This is a genomic window from Speluncibacter jeojiensis (assembly GCF_029589495.1).
GTDB classification, from domain to species: domain Bacteria; phylum Actinomycetota; class Actinomycetes; order Mycobacteriales; family Mycobacteriaceae; genus Speluncibacter; species Speluncibacter jeojiensis.
This window is the reverse complement of the sequence record NZ_JAAIVF010000002.1, coordinates 659027-677870: the sequence shown is the minus strand read 5'-3', so window position 1 is coordinate 677870 and position 18844 is coordinate 659027. Positions and strand designations below refer to the sequence as shown.

Annotated in this window: 16 protein-coding genes; 11 read left to right on the top strand and 5 right to left on the bottom strand. The window is 71.1% G+C overall.

Annotation, left to right across the window (positions count from 1 at the left end):
• Window positions 1–39: 39 nt before the first annotated feature.
• Window positions 40–540: a DUF2505 domain-containing protein gene (locus G4X40_RS10290; RefSeq protein ID WP_277832182.1), complete on the top strand. Its 501-nt coding sequence runs from the start codon at window positions 40–42 to the stop codon at window positions 538–540.
• Window positions 541–624: 84 nt separating this feature from the next.
• Here the strand turns inward: G4X40_RS10290 and G4X40_RS10285 are convergent, their stop codons facing one another.
• The gene (locus G4X40_RS10285; protein ID WP_277832181.1) at window positions 625–1257 is read right to left on the bottom strand and encodes a superoxide dismutase; all 633 of its coding nucleotides are present in this window, start codon (window positions 1255–1257) and stop codon (window positions 625–627) included.
• 265 nt (window positions 1258–1522) lie between these two features.
• On the opposite strand from G4X40_RS10285, the gene G4X40_RS10280 reads away from it, so the two are divergent.
• The 3 genes from G4X40_RS10280 (at window position 1523) to G4X40_RS10270 (ending at window position 6113) form a co-directional block, all read left to right on the top strand.
• The gene (locus G4X40_RS10280) at window positions 1523–2713 is read left to right on the top strand and encodes an acyltransferase family protein (protein WP_408642180.1); all 1191 of its coding nucleotides are present in this window, start codon (window positions 1523–1525) and stop codon (window positions 2711–2713) included.
• A gap of 337 nt (window positions 2714–3050) precedes the next feature.
• On the top strand, window positions 3051–3719 hold the full coding sequence (gene msrA, locus G4X40_RS10275) for a peptide-methionine (S)-S-oxide reductase MsrA (RefSeq protein ID WP_277832177.1): 669 nt from the start codon (window positions 3051–3053) through the stop codon (window positions 3717–3719).
• Between the two features lie 78 nt (window positions 3720–3797).
• Window positions 3798–6113 (top strand): ATP-binding cassette domain-containing protein, encoded by a 2316-nt coding sequence (locus tag G4X40_RS10270; RefSeq protein WP_277832175.1) that lies wholly within the window; start codon window positions 3798–3800, stop codon window positions 6111–6113.
• An 87-nt stretch (window positions 6114–6200) separates the two neighbouring features.
• On the opposite strand, the gene G4X40_RS10265 is transcribed toward G4X40_RS10270, so the two are convergent.
• The gene (locus tag G4X40_RS10265; RefSeq protein WP_277832174.1) at window positions 6201–7430 is read right to left on the bottom strand and encodes an RtcB family protein; all 1230 of its coding nucleotides are present in this window, start codon (window positions 7428–7430) and stop codon (window positions 6201–6203) included.
• 211 nt (window positions 7431–7641) lie between these two features.
• On the opposite strand from G4X40_RS10265, the gene G4X40_RS10260 reads away from it, so the two are divergent.
• The 4 genes from G4X40_RS10260 (at window position 7642) to hutG (ending at window position 13401) form a co-directional block, all read left to right on the top strand.
• Window positions 7642–9525 carry an ABC transporter ATP-binding protein gene (locus tag G4X40_RS10260; protein WP_277832173.1) on the top strand — a complete coding sequence of 628 codons (1884 nt, stop codon included), beginning with the start codon at window positions 7642–7644 and terminating at the stop codon, window positions 9523–9525.
• 66 nt (window positions 9526–9591) lie between these two features.
• Window positions 9592–11265, top strand: coding sequence for a urocanate hydratase (gene hutU / locus G4X40_RS10255; protein WP_277832172.1), 1674 nt, complete (start codon window positions 9592–9594; stop codon window positions 11263–11265).
• A gap of 1 nt (window position 11266) precedes the next feature.
• A complete protein-coding gene (hutI, locus tag G4X40_RS10250; protein WP_277832171.1) occupies window positions 11267–12460 on the top strand; it encodes an imidazolonepropionase in 1194 nt (397 codons plus the stop codon).
• Window positions 12457–13401 carry a formimidoylglutamase gene (gene hutG / locus G4X40_RS10245; RefSeq protein WP_277832169.1) on the top strand — a complete coding sequence of 315 codons (945 nt, stop codon included), beginning with the start codon at window positions 12457–12459 and terminating at the stop codon, window positions 13399–13401. The genes hutI and hutG overlap by 4 nt, the downstream gene beginning before the upstream one ends.
• Window positions 13402–13415: 14 nt before the next feature.
• Here the strand turns inward: hutG and hutH are convergent, their stop codons facing one another.
• Window positions 13416–14966 carry a histidine ammonia-lyase gene (gene hutH, locus G4X40_RS10240; RefSeq protein ID WP_277832411.1) on the bottom strand — a complete coding sequence of 517 codons (1551 nt, stop codon included), beginning with the start codon at window positions 14964–14966 and terminating at the stop codon, window positions 13416–13418.
• A 74-nt stretch (window positions 14967–15040) separates the two neighbouring features.
• On the opposite strand from hutH, the gene G4X40_RS10235 reads away from it, so the two are divergent.
• On the top strand, window positions 15041–15496 hold the full coding sequence (locus G4X40_RS10235) for an SRPBCC family protein (RefSeq protein WP_277832167.1): 456 nt from the start codon (window positions 15041–15043) through the stop codon (window positions 15494–15496).
• A 29-nt stretch (window positions 15497–15525) separates the two neighbouring features.
• Here the strand turns inward: G4X40_RS10235 and G4X40_RS10230 are convergent, their stop codons facing one another.
• Window positions 15526–16827, bottom strand: a complete 1302-nt coding sequence (locus G4X40_RS10230) for an SAM-dependent methyltransferase (protein ID WP_277832166.1) — start codon at window positions 16825–16827, stop codon at window positions 15526–15528.
• Window positions 16828–16975: 148 nt separating this feature from the next.
• Here G4X40_RS10230 and G4X40_RS10225 point away from each other — a divergent pair, with 148 nt between their 5' ends.
• On the top strand, window positions 16976–18229 hold the full coding sequence (locus G4X40_RS10225; RefSeq protein WP_277832165.1) for a glycoside hydrolase family 3 N-terminal domain-containing protein: 1254 nt from the start codon (window positions 16976–16978) through the stop codon (window positions 18227–18229).
• Between the two features lie 90 nt (window positions 18230–18319).
• Window positions 18320–18667, top strand: coding sequence for a hypothetical protein (locus G4X40_RS10220; RefSeq protein ID WP_277832163.1), 348 nt, complete (start codon window positions 18320–18322; stop codon window positions 18665–18667).
• A gap of 27 nt (window positions 18668–18694) precedes the next feature.
• Here the strand turns inward: G4X40_RS10220 and G4X40_RS10215 are convergent, their stop codons facing one another.
• The gene (locus G4X40_RS10215) at window positions 18695–18820 is read right to left on the bottom strand and encodes a hypothetical protein (protein WP_277832162.1); all 126 of its coding nucleotides are present in this window, start codon (window positions 18818–18820) and stop codon (window positions 18695–18697) included.
• Between the last annotated feature and the right edge of the window lie 24 nt (window positions 18821–18844).

Genomic DNA, 18844 nt, shown 5'->3' with positions numbered 1-18844 from the left:
CGCCGTACCGGGCGCACCCACGCCCGGTACGGTCTGCCCATGCCCAAGAAGTTCGAGGTGGACACCGAACTGGACTTCCCGGTCGAGCAGGTGCACGGCGCGCTCACCGACGAGGCCTACTGGCGGCGCCGGCTGCGCGTGAACGACAACGTGGACGTGCAGTTCGACCGGACCGGCGGGGGACTGGCGGTCACGATCACCGAATCGACCGACCCCGAACAGTTCCCGGCGGTGGTCCGCGCGGTGATCCGCGGGCCGATGACCGTCCGGCGCAGCGACTCCTGGGGGCCACTCGCCGACGGCCGCGCCGACGGCACCATCGGCGGCAGCTCGACCGGACTGCCGGTGACCATCGACGCGGCCGCCGAACTGAGTGGCAACGGTGACGGGTGCACGCGGCTGCGGGTGCGCGGGCAGGTGCGGGTGAAGATCCCGCTCGTCGGCGGGCAGATCGAGATGCTGGCCAAGCAGATGGTCGTCAAACTCGTCGAGCGCGACCGCGAGGAACTGACCGCCTGGCTCACGCCGGAAACCGACTGAGCTCGCCGGTCCGCGGCGCACCGGCTCCGGACACAACTCCGCCCCGGACCGGCGTGCGGTCCGGGGCGGACGGAGTGCGGCAGATCAGGCGGGGACGATCAGCCCGTTGCCCTGCGCGGTGAGGGCCTTGGCGAGCCGCTCCGCGGCGTCGGCCCAGTTCACGACGTTCCACCAGGACTTGACGTAGTCGCCCTTGACGTTCTTGTACTGCAGGTAGAAGGCGTGCTCCCACATGTCCAGCATGACGATCGGGATGATGCCGACCGAGGTGTTGCCCTGCTGGTCGGTCAGCTGCTGGATGACCAGCTGCTTGCCGATCGTGTCGTACGCCAGGATGGCCCAGCCGGAGCCCTGCAGGCTGGTGGCCGCACCGGTGAAGTGCGCCTGGAACTTCTCGAACGAGCCGAAGTCGTTGTCGATCGCGGCGGCCAGGTCGCCGGTCGGGCGGTCGCCGCCCTCCGGGGACAGGTTCTTCCAGAAGATCGAGTGGTTGGTGTGACCGCCGAGGTGGAAGGCGAGGTTCTTCGACAGCGACAGCGACTTGGCGCCGATGGTGCCGTCCTCGCGGGCGGCGGCCATCTGCTCGAGCGCGGTGTTCGCGCCGGCGACGTACGCGGCGTGGTGCTTCGAGTGGTGCAGCTCCATGATCTCGCCGGAGATGTGCGGCTCGAGAGCGCCGTAGTCGTAGGGGAGGTCGGGAAGAGTGTATTCAGCCACGAGAGTCCTTCCTTGTCGCCTTGCGGGCGCGGTCGGCGCCCCCATATAGCGGATCAATGGTGCGTCGTCCAGCCTTTCGCATTGATCATGCTTCCGCAATACCGCCCCCCGGTGACCGGCGTGTCGCCGGTGGAGTAAGGCCCTCGGGTGCAGCGCGGGTGGCCGGGTGAGCCCTGTCGTCGGTCGCGGCGGCGTACCTCCGGTCACGGGTATGGTCGCGCGGGTGCCTCGCCCCATCGACGACCGGAACACCCGACCGCGGACGATCCCCCCGCTCACGCTCGTCGCGCGGCCGCCGGACGGGCATCGCGTCGAACTGGTCGGTGCGAACCTGCTGCGGGCTTTCGGCGCGATCGTCGTGATCTACGCGCACATCGGGTTCTTCTTCGGCGACACGCTGCACGTGAACTGGTGGCTGATGACCGGTGTCGAGAAGGTACTGGTCGACAGCGGCGGGCTGAACAAGTACCTGTCGTTCCTCGGCGTCGCGGTGTTCATGATGCTGACCGGCATGCTGCTGACCGGCTCGATGATCCGGCAGCATCCCGGCCGCTTCCTCGCCAACCGGGTCGGCCGGCTGCTGCCGGGACTGTGGGTGGCGGTCGCGATCGCGGTGGTGCTGATCAGGACCGGGTTCATGGGCACCTTCTCCGGACAGACCACGATCACCGATGCCCAGGCGGCGCTGAGCTTCGTCTTCGGCGGGTTCTTCATCAAGCCGAACGACGTCGAGGTGCTGGGCGTCACGTGGACCCTGCTGGTGCAGATCGTGTTCTTCGTGCTGTGCGTCGGGCTGGGGCGCCCGCTGCTCAAGCGAGCGCCGATCCTCGTGCCGATCGCGGGCGCGACGCTGTGCATGGCGATGCAGGTCTACAACCGGTTCGTGCCCGAGTTCTACACGGTCCCGATGCTCAGCAAGGTCGCGGCCACGCTGCCGGCGCTGTTCATGGGCCAGATCATCTACCTGGCGTGGACCCGCTCGTGCGGCTGGGTGTGGCTGGTGGTCGCGACCGTGTTCCAGGCGTTGGTGATCCGTATGTCGACGTCGTTCGGCGACTACTGGGCGGGCGATCACTACCTGTGGACGATGGTGGTGGTCACCGGGATCGTGCTGGTGGTCGGGCGGTACGGCGGCCGGGCCAACGAGTGGGCGCCGGTGCACTGGCTGTCGTCGCGCAGCTACGGCGTCTACCTCCTGCACACGCTCATCCTGTACCGGCTGTACAACTTCGCCGAGCCGTACGTCGGCAAGACCGGCGCCGTGCTGGCGTTCCTGGTGGTGCTGGTGGTGGTCGTGGAGGTGTTCCACCGGCTGGTCGAGGAGCCGGCGGGGCGGTGGATCGGGAACAAGACCAAGAACATCGGCGCGCCCCGGAAGGCTCCTGCGCCCGTCGCGGAAGCCGTCTCGGAGGAAGCCGTCGAGCGGGAGCGTGAGCCGGTGCCCGCCCGCTCCTGAGCGCCGGTCGGGACGTCATGTCGCTGCACCTGCACCTGCACCCGCACCTGCAGCACCCTCTGCCCCTGCCCCGGAGCACCCTCGGCACCCGCCCCGGAGCACCCTCGGCACCCGCCCCGGAGCACCCTCTGCACCTGCCCGCCTCGCACCTCGCACAGCGCGCGTGCACTTCGCATGCCCCGGGGGTCGTGCGAGGTGCACCGGCCGTATGCGAGGTCGCGGTGGTGGGCGGACGCCCGGGTGCGGCGGACGCCCGGGTGTGGCGGGTGCGTGGGTGCAGCGGCAACCGGCCGAGCAGCGCCGGTCGCGGGCCTGCCGCGACGCGTAGGGTGGGCTCATGTCGTGGATGGACGATCTTATGGGCCGCGCCGGACCACGGACGGCGATGGTCGACGCCGAACGCGCGCTCCCCGGACGCGACGACCCCATGCCCGTTCCGCAGACCCACGACGTGAGCGGCGCCCGGATGACCCCGCCGTTCCCCGAGGGTACCGAGGTCGCGGTGCTGGGACTCGGATGCTTCTGGGGCGTCGAGCGTGAGTTCTGGGAACTCGACGGGGTCTACACCACGGCCTCGGGATATGCGGGCGGATACACGCCGAACCCCACCTACGAGGAGGTCTGCTCCGGGCAGACCGGCCACGCCGAGGTGGTTCAGGTCGTGTTCGACCCGAAGGTCCTCGACTATCGCGCTCTGCTCGCCCATTTCTGGGAGAACCACGACCCCACCCAGGGCTACCGGCAGGGCAACGACGTCGGCACCCAGTACCGCTCGATCATCCTGACGATCGGCGACGAGCAGGCCCGCGTCGCACGCGAGACCGCCGAGCTTTTCGGAAAGCGGTTGGCCGCCAATGGGTACAGCGGCATCACCACCGAGATCGGGCCGCTCGAGTCGACCGGCGCGGGCCGGTTCTTCTACGCCGAGCCGTACCACCAGCAGTACCTGGCGAAGAATCCCGGCGGGTACTGCCCGATCCACGCCACCGGCATCAAGTGCGGCTGACCGGGACGGCCGGGATTTCCGGCGCCCGCTGACCGCAATCCATCCGAGACGCACCCGCGCGCCGGGTATCGTTCGGGCATGGGCGAGCAGCCCGCAGAGCAACCTCGACTGGTCCTGCTGACCGTGGGCGGCTCGACGCCGATGACGCCGGGACGCACCTACGTGGTGGGCCGGGACCCGCAGTGCGACATCGTCTTCCCGGATCGTCGGGTGGCGTGGCGGCACGCGGTGCTGCGTCCGGAGGGCGACCAGTACGTGGTCGAGGACACCGGCACCATCACCGGGACCTACGTCGACGGGCGCCGCGTGCGCCGCGCGACCGTGACCGCCGGGAACTCGATCCGGCTGGCCAGCGCCACGGACGGTCCCGTCGCGACGCTGGTCCACAGTCCGCAGCCCCTGCCGACGTCCACGCGGACCGGATACCGGCCGATCCAGCCCGTCACCAATGTGATCCCGTTGAACCAGCGGTGCGTCCGCATCGGCCGCGCGCCCGACAACGACGTCGTCGTCGACGACCTGCTGGTGTCGTCGCGGCACGCCGAACTGCGGGCGACCGACGACGGCTTCGAGATCGCCGACCTGCACAGCGACAGCGGCACGTACCTCAACGGCCACATCGTCGACCGCTCGCCGGTCGGTCAGGGCGACATCGTCGGGATCGGGCACTCGGTGTTCGTGCTGGCGGGGTCCGAACTCGAGGAGTTCGCGGACACCGGCAAGGTGTGGCTCGACGTCGACGACCTGGTGGTCACCATCGACGACCGACGACTGCTCGACGCCGTGTCGTTCACGGTCCCCGAACGCTGCCTGCTGGCGGTCATCGGCCCGAGCGGCGCCGGCAAGTCGACGCTGCTCAACGCGCTGACCGGGCTGCGGCCCGCCGACGAGGGGTCGGTGCGGTACGACGGGCGCGATCTGTACCGCGAGTATGCCGAGTTGCGCCAGCGCATCGGCGTCGTCCCGCAGGAGGACATCCTGCACGTGCAGTTGACGGTGCGGCGCGCGTTGTCGTTCGCGGCCCGGCTGCGGTTCCCCAGCGACACCGCCGCGGCAGACCGCGAGAACCGGGTGACCGAGGTGATCGACGCGCTCGGCCTGACCGATCACGCCGGACAGCGCATCTCCACGCTGTCGGGAGGTCAGCGCAAACGGGTCAGCGTCGCGCTCGAACTGCTCACCAAGCCGTCGCTGCTCTTCCTCGACGAGCCGACCTCCGGGCTGGACCCGGGCATGGACCGGTCGATGATGAGTCTGCTGCTCGACCTCGCGCACGGCGGGCGGACGGTCGTGACGGTCACCCACAGCGTGCTGAACCTGGACGTGTGCGACCGGCTGCTCGTGCTGGCGCCGGGCGGGCGGATCGCGTACTTCGGGCCGCCCACGAGGGTGCTGGAATTCCTCGGCTTCGACAGCTGGCCGGAGGCGTTCGACGCCTTCGAGAACGACCGCGACCGCGACTGGGCGGGGGAGTACCGTGCGTCGCCGCTGCACGAGGAATACATCGTCGACGGTCATGAACGGCATCGGCCGTCGGAACCCGCGCCCGTCGGCGCGCCGGTGCCCGCGTTGACCCTGCGACGCTGGTTCGTCCAGGTGCGCACGTTGGTCCGGCGCTATTTCACGGTGATCGCCTCCGACCCGACCTTCCTGGCGATCATGATCCTGTTGCCGGTCGTGCTGGGGCTGATGGCTCGCGCGCTGGCCGGCAGCGCGCTGACCGTCGACTCCACGATCAACACACTGCTGATCCTCTGCGTGGGCGCGGTCCTGACCGGGGCGGCGAACGCGGTCCGGGAACTGGTCAAGGAGCGGGTCATCTACCGCCGCGAGCGTGCGGTCGGGCTGCCGCGCTCGGCGTATCTGTTCTCGAAGGTGTTCGTGCTCGGCGTGATCAGCGTGCTGCAGGGTGCGGTGCTGACGTTGGTGGCGCTGGCCTGGGTGGACGTCGACCCGACGGGGTCGGGGGGAGTGCTGATGTCCCCCAGATGGGAGATCACCATCGCGGTGGCGCTGCTGGCGTTCACCGCGATGATGGGCGGGCTTCTCATCTCGGCGGTGGTGCGCCGGGAGGAGGTCACCATGCCGCTGCTGGTGTTCGTCGCGATCATCCAGGTGATCTTCTGCGGTGCGCTGCTCCCGCTGGACAGCGTCCCCGGGCTCGAGGAACTGTCCTGGTTCGTGCCGGCCCGGTGGGCGCTCGGCGCGATGGCCGGGACGCTCGACCTGCAGAGTCTGTTCCCCACGAGGTTCGGCAACGACCTGCTGTTCGCGCCGACGATCGGGTCGTGGCTGATGGACCTCGGCGTGCTGATCGGGTTGTCGGTGGTCGCGGGCGGCGTGATCAACCTGATGCTGCGCCGCCAGGAGCCGGCGGTGATGCGGCGGCGGTGATGCGGCGGCGGTGATACGGCGGCGGTGATGCGGCGGAGGTGACCGCCGCATCACCGCACACCCGATGCACGGTCCGGCTGAACCGGCTCAACCCTTGACGCAGACGACCTGACGCAGGTGCGCGACCACCTCGACCAGGTCGGTCTGGGCGGCGATCACCGACTCGATGTCCTTGTAGGCCGCCGGGATCTCGTCGACCACCCCGGCGTCCTTGCGCGACTCGACGCCGCGGGTCTGCTCGACCAGATCGTGTTCGGTGAACCGGCGCCGCGCCGCGTTGCGGCTCATCCGCCGGCCCGCGCCGTGCGAGGCGGAGAAGTACGACTGCTCGGAACCGAGCCCGCGCACCACGTACGAGCCGGTGCCCATGGAGCCGGGGATCAGCCCCAGTTCGCCGCCGCCCGCCCGGATGGCGCCCTTGCGGGTGACCAGCAGTTCCTGACCGTCGACGATCTCGGTGGCCACATAGTTGTGGTGGCAGGAGATCGGTTCGTCGAAGCGGACCACCTTGGAGGTGAAGCACTTCCGTACCGCCCCGCAGACCAGTGCCAGCATGACCGCACGGTTGCGGGCGGCGTACTCCTGCGCCCAGGCCAGGTCGCGTCGGTACGCGTCCATCTCGGGGGTGCCGGACAGGAACACCGCCAGGTCGCGGTCGGGCAGGTCCCGGTTGTGCGGCAGCGCGGTGGCGACCGCGATGTGCCGTTCGGCCAGTTCCTTGCCGATGTTCCGGGACCCGGAGTGCAGCATCAGCCAGACCGCGTCCGCGTCGCCCGTGACCCACCTGCCGTCGCGCAGCTCGCCCTGCACGCACACCTCGATGAAGTGGTTGCCGCCGCCGAGCGTGCCCATCTGCTTGTGCGCCTTGGACTCTCGGGAGTGCACCCGGGGGTCGAGGTCGTCGAACCCGTCCCAGAACGTCTGCCACCCCCCTCCGACGCGCAGCCGCTGCGGGTTCACCGCGTTCTTGTGGGCGGCGAACCCGACCGGCACCGCGGCCTCGATCAGCGACCGCAGCCGGTGCAGGTCATCGGGCAGATCGCGGGCGGTCAGGTCGGTGCGCACGGCGGTCATCCCGAAGCCGATGTCGACGCCGACCGCGGCCGGGCACACCGCGTCGCGCATGGCGATCACCGAGCCGACGGTCGCGCCCTTGCCGACGTGCACGTCGGGCATCACCCGCACGCCGTGCACCCACGGCAGCGTGGACATCCGGCGCAGTTGCTGCAGCGCGGTGTCTTCGATCTCGGATTCGTCGGTCCACAGCAGTGTGGGGGCCTTGGCCCCGGACAGCGGAACCGGGAAACGGGTGGTCATTGCTCCTGCTCTCGTGAGTGATTCTCCCACCGCACGGCGGCGGCGAACTGCCGACGATAGGGCGGGCGCGGCTCACACGCGACCGAATATCCGTCGCGCGCGGCCGCCGGCCGGTCCCGCGGCGGGGGCGGAATAATCCGGGATCGAACCGGTTCTAGCCTCTACCGGTCGTCGGCGATTCTGACGGCTGTCGATCGAATGGAGGCCGGCGATGAGCATGGAGGCGACCGCACGCACCGCCATGTGGGGTGCGATGCATGCGCAGGAGGACCGGCGCCCGTTCAACCGCGCCACCCTCGGCCGCATCGGGCGGTTCGCCCGACCACACCGCGCGCGACTGGCGTGGTATCTGGTGCTGAGCGTGATCACCTCCGGGCTGGCCGTCGCGACCCCGGTGCTGGCCGGCCGCGTGGTCGACGCGATCGTGCACGGCAAGGCGGTCGGCGTGGTCGTCGGGCTCGCGGTCGTGATCGCGCTGATCGCCCTCGCGCAGGCCGCCTTCTCGGTCACCTCCCGCTGGTTGTCGGCCGGGATCGGCGAGGACCTGATCCTCGACATGCGCACCGCGGTGTTCGATCACGTGCAGAAGATGCCGATCGCGTTCTTCACCCGCACCCGCACCGGCGCGCTGGTCAGTCGGCTCAACAACGACGTCATCGGCGCGCAGCGGGCGTTCTCGTCGACCCTGTCGGGTGTGGTCGGCAACGTCGTCACGCTGGTGATCACGCTCGCCGTGATGATCTCGATCTCCTGGCAGATCACGCTGCTGGCGTTGATCCTGTTGCCGCTGTTCGTGATTCCGTCGCGACGGTTCGGCGCCCGGCTGGCGCGGCTGAGCCGGGAGGCGGCCGACCACAATGCGGTGATGAGCAATCAGATGACCGAGCGGTTCTCCGCGCCGGGCGCGACGCTGGTCAAGCTGTTCGGCCGGCCGGGCCGCGAGTCCAGCGAGTTCGCCGTGCGGGCGCGCCGGGTCCGCGACATCGGGGTGCGCACCGCGATGGTGCAGACGGTGTTCGTGACGGCGTTGACGCTGGTCTCGGCGCTGGCTCTGGCACTGGTCTACGGTCTCGGCGGCTTCTACGCGCTGCGCGGCGAGTTGGAGGCGGGCGCGGTCGTGTCGATGGCGCTGTTGCTGACCCAGCTGTACTCGCCGCTGACCTCGCTGGCCAGCGCGCGGGTCGACGTGATGAGCGCACTGGTGAGCTTCGAGCGGGTCTTCGAGGTGCTCGACCTCAAGCCGCTGATCGACGAGAAGGACGACGCCACAACTGTTCCCGACGGCCCGGTCGCGGTCGAGTTCGACGATGTGCACTTCGCCTACCCGGCCGCCGACAAGGTGTCGCTGGCTTCGCTCGAGGAGGTGGCGTCGCTCGACAGCCGCGGCGGGGTCGAAGTGCTGCACGGCGTCTCGTTCCGCGCCGAACCCGGGCAGATGGTGGCGCTGGTCGGCTCGTCCGGGGCCGGCAAGTCGACGATCGCGCAGCTGATCCCGCGGCTGTACGACACCGACGCCGGGTCCGTGCGGCTCGGCGGGGTCGACGTGCGCGACCTGAGCTTCGACGCGCTCAAGTCGGCGGTCGGCATGGTGACCCAGGACGGGCACCTGTTCCACGAGACCGTTCGCGCGAACCTGGCGCTGGCCCGGCCCGGCGCGACCGAGGAGCAGCTGTGGGACGTGCTGCGGCGGTCGCGGCTCGAGGAGCTGGTGCGGTCGCTGCCGGACGGGCTGGACACCGTGGTCGGCGAGCGCGGCTACCGGCTCTCCGGCGGGGAACGGCAGCGGCTGACCATCGCCCGGCTGCTGCTCGCACACCCGCGGGTGGTCATCCTCGACGAGGCGACCGCGCACCTGGACTCCACCTCGGAGGCGGCGGTGCAGGAGGCTCTCGGCGAGGCGCTGGTCGGGCGCACCGCGGTCGTGATCGCGCACCGGCTGTCGACGGTCCGCGCGGCCGACCAGATCCTGGTCGTCGAGGCCGGGCGGGTCGTCGAACGCGGCACGCACGACGAGCTGCTGGCCGCCGGCGGGCGCTACGAGCAGCTGTACCGCACCCAGTTCGCGGACCGGACGGCGGCGCCGGTCGCGCCCTGAATCCGGTAGGGCGGCCTTGTCAGGCGGATTATCGTTGGCGGTGAACCCTCTCGCGAGGAGGTCGCCATGCGTGGACCCATCCGGGCCCCCCGCGGCCCGACCCTGCGCTGCCGCGGCTGGCAGCAGGAGGGTGCGCTGCGCATGCTGATGAACAACCTCGACCCCGAGGTCGCGGAGCGGCCGGAAGATCTGATCGTCTACGGCGGCAGCGGCAAGGCCGCGCGCAACTGGGCCGCCTACGATGCGATCGTTCGGGAGCTGACCACGCTCGGATCCGACGAGACGTTGCTGGTGCAGTCCGGCAAGCCGGTCGGCGTGCTGCGCACCCACGAGTGGGCGCCGCGGGTGCTCATCGCGAACTCGAACCTGGTGGGGGACTGGGCCAATTGGGACGAGTTCCGTCGTCTCGAGCAACTCGGGCTGATCATGTACGGCCAGATGACGGCCGGGTCGTGGATCTACATCGGCAGCCAGGGCATCCTGCAGGGCACCTACGAGACGTTCGGCGCGGTCGCGCGCAAGCTCGCGGCCTCGGGTCGGTATCGGCACAGCCGTGGCAGTCTCGCCGGGACCATCACGCTCACCGCGGGTCTCGGCGGCATGGGCGGTGCGCAACCGCTGGCGGTGACCATGCACGGGGGCGTGGCGATCTGCGTCGAGTGCGACCCGGACCGGATCAACCGGCGCATGGAACACCACTTCCTGGACACCAAGACCGAGAGCGTCGAGTCCGCGCTGCAAGAGGCGATCATCGCCCGCGACGAAAACCACCCGCTGTCGATCGGACTGCTCGGCAACGCTGCCGAGGTGTTCCCGCAACTGCTGCACATGCAGGCGCCGATCGACATCGTCACCGACCAGACCTCCGCGCACGACCCGCTCGCCTACCTGCCGGCCGGTGTCGCGCTGGAGGATTGGCACACGCTGGCGCAGAAGGATCCGCAGTGGTTCACCGACGAGGCGGAGCGGTCGATGGCGGCGCACGTCGAGGCGATGGTCGGGTTCCTCGACCGCGGCGCCGAGGTGTTCGACTACGGCAACTCGATCCGCGACGAGGCTCGCAAGGGCGGCTGCGCAAGGGCGTTCGACTTTCCCGGCTTCGTACCGGCCTACATCCGTCCGCTGTTCGAGGAGGGGCGCGGCCCGTTCCGCTGGGCCGCGCTGTCCGGGGAGCCGGCGGACATCGCCGCCACCGACCGGGCGATCCTGGACCTGTTCCCGGACGACGAGCACCTGCGCCGCTGGATCACGCTGGCCGGCGAGAAGGTGCCGTTCCAAGGTCTGCCCGCACGCATCTGCTGGCTCGGCTACGGGGAGCGGCACCGGGCCGGGCTGCGGTTCAACGAGATGGTCGCCTCCGGCGAAGTCTCCGCGCCGATCGCCATCGGCCGCGACCACCTCGACGCCGGTTCGGTCGCCTCCCCCTACCGCGAGACCGAGGCGATGGCCGACGGTTCGGACGCGATCGCCGACTGGCCGCTGCTCAACGCGCTGGTCAACACCGCCTCCGGTGCGTCGTGGGTGTCCATCCACCACGGCGGCGGGGTCGGGATGGGGCGCTCGATCCACGCCGGTCAGGTGTGCATCGCGGACGGCACCGAACTGGCGGCGCGCAAGCTCGAGCGGGTGTTGACCAACGACCCGGCCACCGGGGTGCTGCGGCACGTCGACGCGGGCTACGAACGGGCCGCCGAGGTCGCCTTCGAGCGCGGGTTGCACATCCCCATGACGGACCGCTGATGTGAAGCAGACAGGTTCGCCGCCTTCGATTCTCGTCGACGACATCGGCGAGCTGGTCACCAATGTGCCCGAGCTCGGGGAGGACCGGCTCGGGCTGATCCGGGACGCCGCGGTGCTGTTCGTCGACGGCGTCGTCGACTGGGTGGGTCCGCGGGCACAGGCCCCGTCCGGCGCGGAGATGCGGCACGACCTGGGTGGTCGTGCGGCACTGCCGGGGTTCGTCGACTCGCACACGCACCTGGTGTTCGCCGGTGACAGGGCCGTCGAGTTCGCCGCGCGGATGTCCGGCGAGGAGTATGACGCGGGCGGCATCCGCGACACCGTCGCCGCGACCCGCGCGGCCACCGACGGCCAACTCGAGGCGACCGTGGTCCGGCTCGCCGGCGAGGCCCTGCGCGCGGGGACAACCACGCTCGAGATCAAGTCCGGCTACGGGCAGACCATCGTCGACGAGCAGCGCAGCCTAGCGGTCGCCGCCCGGCACGCCCGCGAGACGACGCTGCTCGCCGCGCACGTCACCCCGCCGGAGTTCGCCGGGCGCACCGACGACTACGTGCGGATGGTGTGCGACGAGATGGTCGACGCCTGTGCGGCGCAGGCGAAGTGGATCGACGTGTTCTGCGAGCGGGGCGCGTTCGACAGGGACCAGTCGGCGGCGGTGCTGTCCGCGGGGATGCGTTCCGGACTTGTCCCCAGGGTGCATGCCAATCAGCTGGGTCCGGGGCCGGGGGTGCAACTGGCCGTCGAGGTCGGCGCAGCGTCGGTCGATCATGTCAGCCACACCACCGCGGCCGATGTCGAGGCGCTCGCCGGCGCCGACACCGTCGCCACCCTGCTACCGGGTGCCGAATTCTGTACGCGCAGCGCCTACCCGGATGCACGCAGGCTGCTGGATGCCGGCGTCACGGTCGCGCTGGCGTCGGACTGCAACCCTGGCACCAGCTACACCACCGACGTGGGCTTCTGTATCGCGCTGGCGGTGCGGGAGATGCGGATGACTCCCGCAGAGGCGGTGTGGTCGGCGACAATGGGCGGGGCTGTCGCATTGCGGCGCAACGACATAGGACGACTCGGGATCGGATGCCACGCGGATCTGATAGCGCTGGACGCGCCATCACATCTGCACCTGGCCTACCGGCCGGGGGTCGCGCTGGTGCGTGAGGTGTGGCGCGACGGCCGCCTGGTGGTGCGGTGAGCGCCCGGCCGCCGCGGCGCTGGACCGGTCGCGACGACGGTGCCGGACCCGAACACCTGCGCTGGCATCACGTCGTCGAGCCTTACTCTGCCGCGGCGGCGCCCGCGGACGGCGTGGTCGTGGGATTCCGCAGCGACGAGGGAGTGCGCCGGAACCAGGGCCGGGTCGGTGCGGCGGCCGGGCCGGATGCGCTGCGCAGCGCGCTGGCGTCGCTGGCACTGCCGGGTCCGCTGCGGCTCTACGACGCCGGCGACATCGAGGTGAGCGATGGCCGGCTGGAGCCGGCGCAGCGGGAACTCGGCGACCTGCTGACCGTGCTGCTCGACGGCGGGCAGTTCCCGGTGGTGCTCGGTGGCGGGCATGAGGTCGCGTACGCGAGCTATCTGGGATGGTCGGATGCGGCGGAAGTACACGGGGGAGCGCGCGTGGCCGTGCTGAATCTCGACGCGCACTTCGACCTGCGGGACAACCCGATTGCCGGCTCCGGCACGCCCTTCCGGCAGATGGCCGACGATGAACGGGGTCGGGGGCGCTCACTGGACTACGCGGTGATCGGCATCGCCGAACCGAGCAACACCCGCGCGCTGTTCGACGCGGCGGGCGGGATGGGCGCCCGGTATCTGCTCGACGACGAGTGCGAGGTGGATGCTGTCGACGCGTTCGTCGATCGTGTCCTGGGTGCTGCCGATCTGGTGCACCTGAGCATCGACCTCGATGTGCTGCCCGCCGCGGTCGCGCCGGGGGTCAGCGCGCCCGCGGCGTTCGGGGTGCCGCCGGCGGTCGTCCAGCGGGCCTGCGACCGCGTCGCGCGCAGCGGCAAGCTCGCGCTGTGTGAGGTCGCCGAGCTCAATCCGTCCTTCGATGTCGACGGCCGGACCGCGCGGTCGGCGGCCCGCCTCGTGCACCGTATCGTCACCGGGCGCTCCGCGCCCCGTGCGTGAGTCGTATCGCGGCCTCAGTCCAGCGGGCCGACAACAGCTTCCGCGACGTCGACCAGTGCGCCCGACCGCGCCAGTTCGGTGACCGCGGCGATCTCGGGGGACAGGTGCCGGTCGGGGCCCGGGCCGGCGACGCGCCGGCGGATCGCCTCCAGGACCGCACCGGTCGCCGGGCCGGGCCGCAGCGGCGCGCGCAGGTCCAGCCCGCGCGCCGCGGTGAGCGCCTCGACGGCCAGCACCCGGGTCAGCCCGTCGAGCGCGCGCCGCAGCTTGCGGGCCGCCGACCAGCCCATCGACACGTGGTCTTCCTGCATCGCCGACGACGGGATCGAGTCCACGCTCGCGGGCACGGCCAACCGCTTGAGGTCGCTGACGATCCCGGCCTGCGTGTACTGGGCGATCATGAGTCCGCTGTCGACTCCGGGGTCGTGGGCGAGGAATGCCGGCAGGCCGTGGTTGCGGGCGACGTCGAGGAACCGGTCGGTTCGCCGCTCGCTCATGCTCGCCACGTCGGCGACCGCGATCGCGAGGAAGTCCAGCACGTAACCCAGTGGGGCGCCGTGGAAACTGCCGTTGGACTCGACTCGCCCGTCGGCGGTGACCACCGGATTGTCGACGGCACTGGCCAATTCGCGCGCCGCCACCTGCTCGGCGTGGGCGAGGGTGTCGCGGGCCGCGCCGGCGACCTGGGGGGCGCAGCGCAGCGAGTAGGCGTCCTGCACGATCGGGCAGTCCGGCCCGGCGTGGCTCGCCACGATCGGCGACCCCGCCAGTAGCCGGGCCAGGTTCGCCGCGGACGCGGCCGGCCCGGGGTGGTGGCGCAGCGCCTGCAGGTCGGCCGCGAACACCCGGTCGGTGCCCAGCAGTCCCTCGATGCTCATCGCCGCGGTCACGTCGGTCAACGCCAGCAGGCGGCGCAGGTCGTGGCAGGCCAGTACCAACTGTCCGAGCATGCCGTCGGTGCCGTTGACCAGTGCCAGGCCCTCCTTCTCGGTGAGCGTGAGCGGGGCGATCCCGGCCGCGGCCAGCGCACGGTCGGCGGGCTCGAGGGCGCCTTCGGGCCCGCGGACCTCACCCTCGCCGATCGCGGCCAGTGCGCAGTGTGCGAGCGGGGCCAGGTCTCCGGAGCAGCCGAGGCTGCCGTACTCGGGGACCACCGGGGTCAGCCCGGCGGACAGCATGCCCGCGTAGGTCTGCGCTACCACCGTGCGCACTCCGGTGTGCCCGGTCGCCAGCGTGGACAGCCGCAGCAGCATCATCGCGCGCACCACCTCGCGCTCGACCTCCGGTCCGGACCCGGCCGCGTGTGAACGGATCAGGCTGCGCTGCAGTTGCTGTCGCTGCTCGACCGGGATGTGCCGGGTGGCCAGCGCGCCGAAGCCGGTGGACACCCCGTAGACGGGCCGCGGGCCGAGGGCGAGCGTGCGGATGTGCGCGGCGCCCGCCTCGAGCGCCGCCAGGGCGTCGGGCGTCAGCGCGACCGACGCGCCGGCGCGGGCCACCCGGACCACGTCGCGCGGGTGCACCGGGCCCACCCCGACCGGAACCGGTTCACCGTTCACGACGATGCCCGATCGCGACAACGGTTACTGTGACGATGAGTCTTGTACATTCGTTCAAAAGTCAGCTGAGGAGCCGGCAGATGGGCCACATCCACCACACCGCGGTCGCGGACGTCCCTGTCGATGTCGCGTTCGCCTTCGTGGACGACTACCGCACCGTGCCGAACTGGATGTTCGGGATCTCGCGCTTCGAGCCGATCGGGGAGCGGGACCACGGTCTCGGGGCGACATACAACGCGACCATGAACATCGGGCCGAAGGCGCTCAAATCGGTCGTCGAGGTCACGGAATGGACCCAGGACGAGGTGATCGCCATCGAGTCGATCAAGGGCATGTCGAACTCGTCGACGTGGCGGTTCGAGCCGGTCGGCGAGGGACAGACCCGGCTGACCGTCGACTTCCGCTACAACCTGCCCGGAGGGCTGGCGGGTAAGGCGCTGGCGGCCATCGTCGAACCGGTCGTCGGCGGCGCGATCCGGCACACCGAGGCCAAGCTGCGCGCTCAGGTCGAGGCGCACCACGCGGCCGCCGGCTGAGTCCGGCACAGAACCCGTCGCCCCGCCGGTCATCGCGGCGTGAGCCAGCGTTCGCGCACCGGCGGGATGTCGACGACGCCGTCCGCGGTGGGTCGCACCGTCAGGGTCTGGTTGACCCGCAGCAGGCCGCGCTCGAACCCGATCGCCGACAGCGCCATGTAGAGGTGCCACACCCGCGCCCGGCCCGGTGAGGTCAGCCGCACGCACTCGTCCCAGTGCCGCTCCAGGTTGCGCACCCACGCCCGCAGGGTCCGCCCGTAGTGCTCGCGCAGGCACTGCACGTCCCGCACCTCGAACCCGGCCAGCTCCAGCTTGTCGATGACCATCGCCAGCGGCAGCAGATCGCCGTCGGGGAACACGTACGCGTCGATGAACGTGCGGTGGCCCGGCTGCGGACCCGGAGTCGCGGCGATCTGATGGTTGAGCAACCGGCCGCCGGGCCGGAGCAGCGCGAGCATCGCCGCGCAATAGTGGTCGTAGTGCTCGCGGCCCACGTGCTCGGCCATGCCGATGCTGGCGATAGCGTCGAACCCGCCCTCGTCCAGCGTGCGCCAGTCCTGCAGCCGCAGCTGCACGTGGTCGGCCAGCCCGACCGCCGCGATCCGCTCGCGGCCCGCCCGCACCTGCTGCTCGGACAGCGTGATGCCGAGGACGTCGACGCCGTACTCGGCGGCCGCGTGCTGGGCGAACGAACCCCACCCGCAGCCGACGTCGAGTACCCGCATGCCCGGCCGCAGGCCCAGCTTGCGGCAGACCAGATCGAGCTTGTCGCGCTGCGCGTCCTCGAGCGTGTAGTTCCGATCATGTTCGGGCTCGTCGCGCCAGTACGCGCAGGAGTACACCATCGACGGCCCGAGGATGTGCCGGTAGAACTCGTTGCCGACGTCGTAGTGGCTGCTCACCGCGGCCCGGTCCCGCGACCGGCTGTGCCGGCGCCCGGCGACGACGACCTCTTCGGGCGGCGGGGCGGGTGCGGGCCCGACGGCGCCGACCCGGGCCGCGCGGCCCAGCAGCGCCGCGCGGTCGCGCAGGCTCAGCTCGGCGCGGTGGTGCAGGGTCAGCCCGACGTCCGCGGCGGCGGCGAGCGCGTCGAGCAGGTCGCCGTCGACATCGACCTCGCCGGCGACGTAGGCGCGCCCCATGCCGAGGTCGTCGGGACGCCACAGCATCCGGCGCAGGGCCCGCCGGGACCGCACGACCAGCACCGGGCCGTCGGCGGGCCCGGCCTCGGAGCCATCCCACGCCCGCACACGGAGGGGGCTGGAGCCGATCGCCGATTCCAGCATCCGCAGCAGCAGGTCGGCGCTGGTCGTGGTGCGCGAAATGCTCATCTGCCGCCTCCCGGTCGGATCGCGGTCGCGGTGCATGATCACTTTCGATTGAACACCGCCCGGCCGCCGATCGAGGGCGGTTGGTCGGACCCGGTCCGTACCCTTGGGGACGCTGGTGCTCACAGTCGGCCCACAGGGAGGTCCACCGATGTCCGCTCGAGAACGACGTCCGATGCGTCGGCGCAAGGCGCTCTGGTGGGGGTCGCTGGTCGCGGTCCTCGCCGTCGCGGCCGGCGCTGCGGTGGCGGTGTCCAAGAGCGACTCGGGGTCGGGCAGCCGCGAGAGTGCCGCCGGCGCGCCGTCCGCGCAGCTGACAGCGGCGACCACTCATGCCGCGCCGACCACCCAGGCCGCGGCGTCTCCGCGACCGGCGGCGGCTCCGCAGCCGGGCGGGCCGCTCAGCCCGCAGCAGATCGCCGGCCAGCACATCATCTACTCCTATCCGGGGCTGACGCCGCCGCCGGAGTTGTTCGACCGGATCCGCGCCGGCGAGGTCGCCGGGGTGATCTTCTTCGCCGAGAACGTGGCGAACGAGCAGCAGCTGGCGGGGGTCAGCGCGCAGCTGCAGCAGGCGGCGATGCAGAGCCCCGAGCACCTGCCGCTGCTGCTGATGACCGATCAGGAGGGCGGCCAAGTGCGCCGGCTGCCCGGCGGTCCGGAGGCGTCGGCCAAACAGATCGGGCAGTCGCCGGAGGTCGGCACCGCTGCCTCACAGGCGGGTGCGCAGGCCGCCGCGGCCATGCACGCCGCCGGTGCCAACGCGAACCTCGCGCCGGTGCTCGGGGTGTACCGGCAGCCGGGGGACTTCCTCGACCAGTACGGCCGGTCGTTCGGGTCGGATCCGCAGTTGGTCGGCGAGGCCGGGTCGCGGTTCATCGCCGCGCAGCAGCGCGACGGCGTGGCAGCAGCGGCCAAGCACTTCCCGGGCCTGGGGGCCGCGCCGGCGTCCGCGAACACCGACGAGGTGCCGGTGACCATCGACACCCCGGCCGCGACGATCCGCTCGGTCGACGAGGCCCCATACCGGCAGGCGATCGCGCAGGGCGTCGACATGGTGATGCCGTCGTGGGCGGTGTATCCGGCGCTGGATCCTGCGCGCCCGGCGGGCCTGTCGCCGACGATCGTGCGCGGCGAGCTGCGCGACCGGCTCGGCTACCGCGGGGTGACGGTCACCGACGCGCTCGAGGCCGGTGCGCTGCAGGCGTTCGGCGATTACGGCAACCGGGCCGTGCTGGCCACCCAGGCCGGGATGGACCTGCTGCTGTGCTCGGCGCGGTCGGTCGCGCAGGGCGATCAGGCCGCGGCCGGGCTCTCGCAGGCGATCGCCTCCGGCCAGATCGACCAGGCGGACCTGGCTGCGTCGACGGCCCGAATCCTGGAGTTGCGGGCGTCGCTGCGCTGAGGTTTGGCGGGAACGCGCGGGACCGAACGAATCCCTGCAGAAGCGCACGGCGGGCGCATACTTGATCTCCCGAGTCGAGAGGCGACGACCATGTCCACATCATTCGCGTTCCGGAGTGCTGTCGTCGTGGCGGCCGGTGCCGCCGCCCTCCTCGTCGGTGCCGGCCAGGCATCCGCTGACGTTGCGCCAGGCAGCTACACGTCCACGACAACGACCTCGTCCGGCATCGTGCTGCTGCAGCGCACCGGGTCCGTCCAAGGGCAGGACCTCGTCCTGATCGGCCGGTACCCCATTCATCCGACGCCCACCGGCGGCTACGTGGACTTCTTCCCCGGACATCGCGTTGTCATGAACAGCGACGGCCACGGCGGATACACGGGCCCGGCGTACCTGGGCGGAGTGGTGGTCGGCAGCATCACCCTCACCCCGCAAGGCTGACCGACAGCACTGTCGCTGCCGAAGTCTTCAGACCGGCGGCCGGGTCATCCAGTGCACGCCGTCGATCACCTCCGAACCCTCGGGAACCCAAGGGTCGGTGAGGTCTTCGAGATAGATCCCGGCGGCGAATCCCGGGTCGTCGTCCGTCGTCATCCTGCGGAGCTTCGACAGGATGAG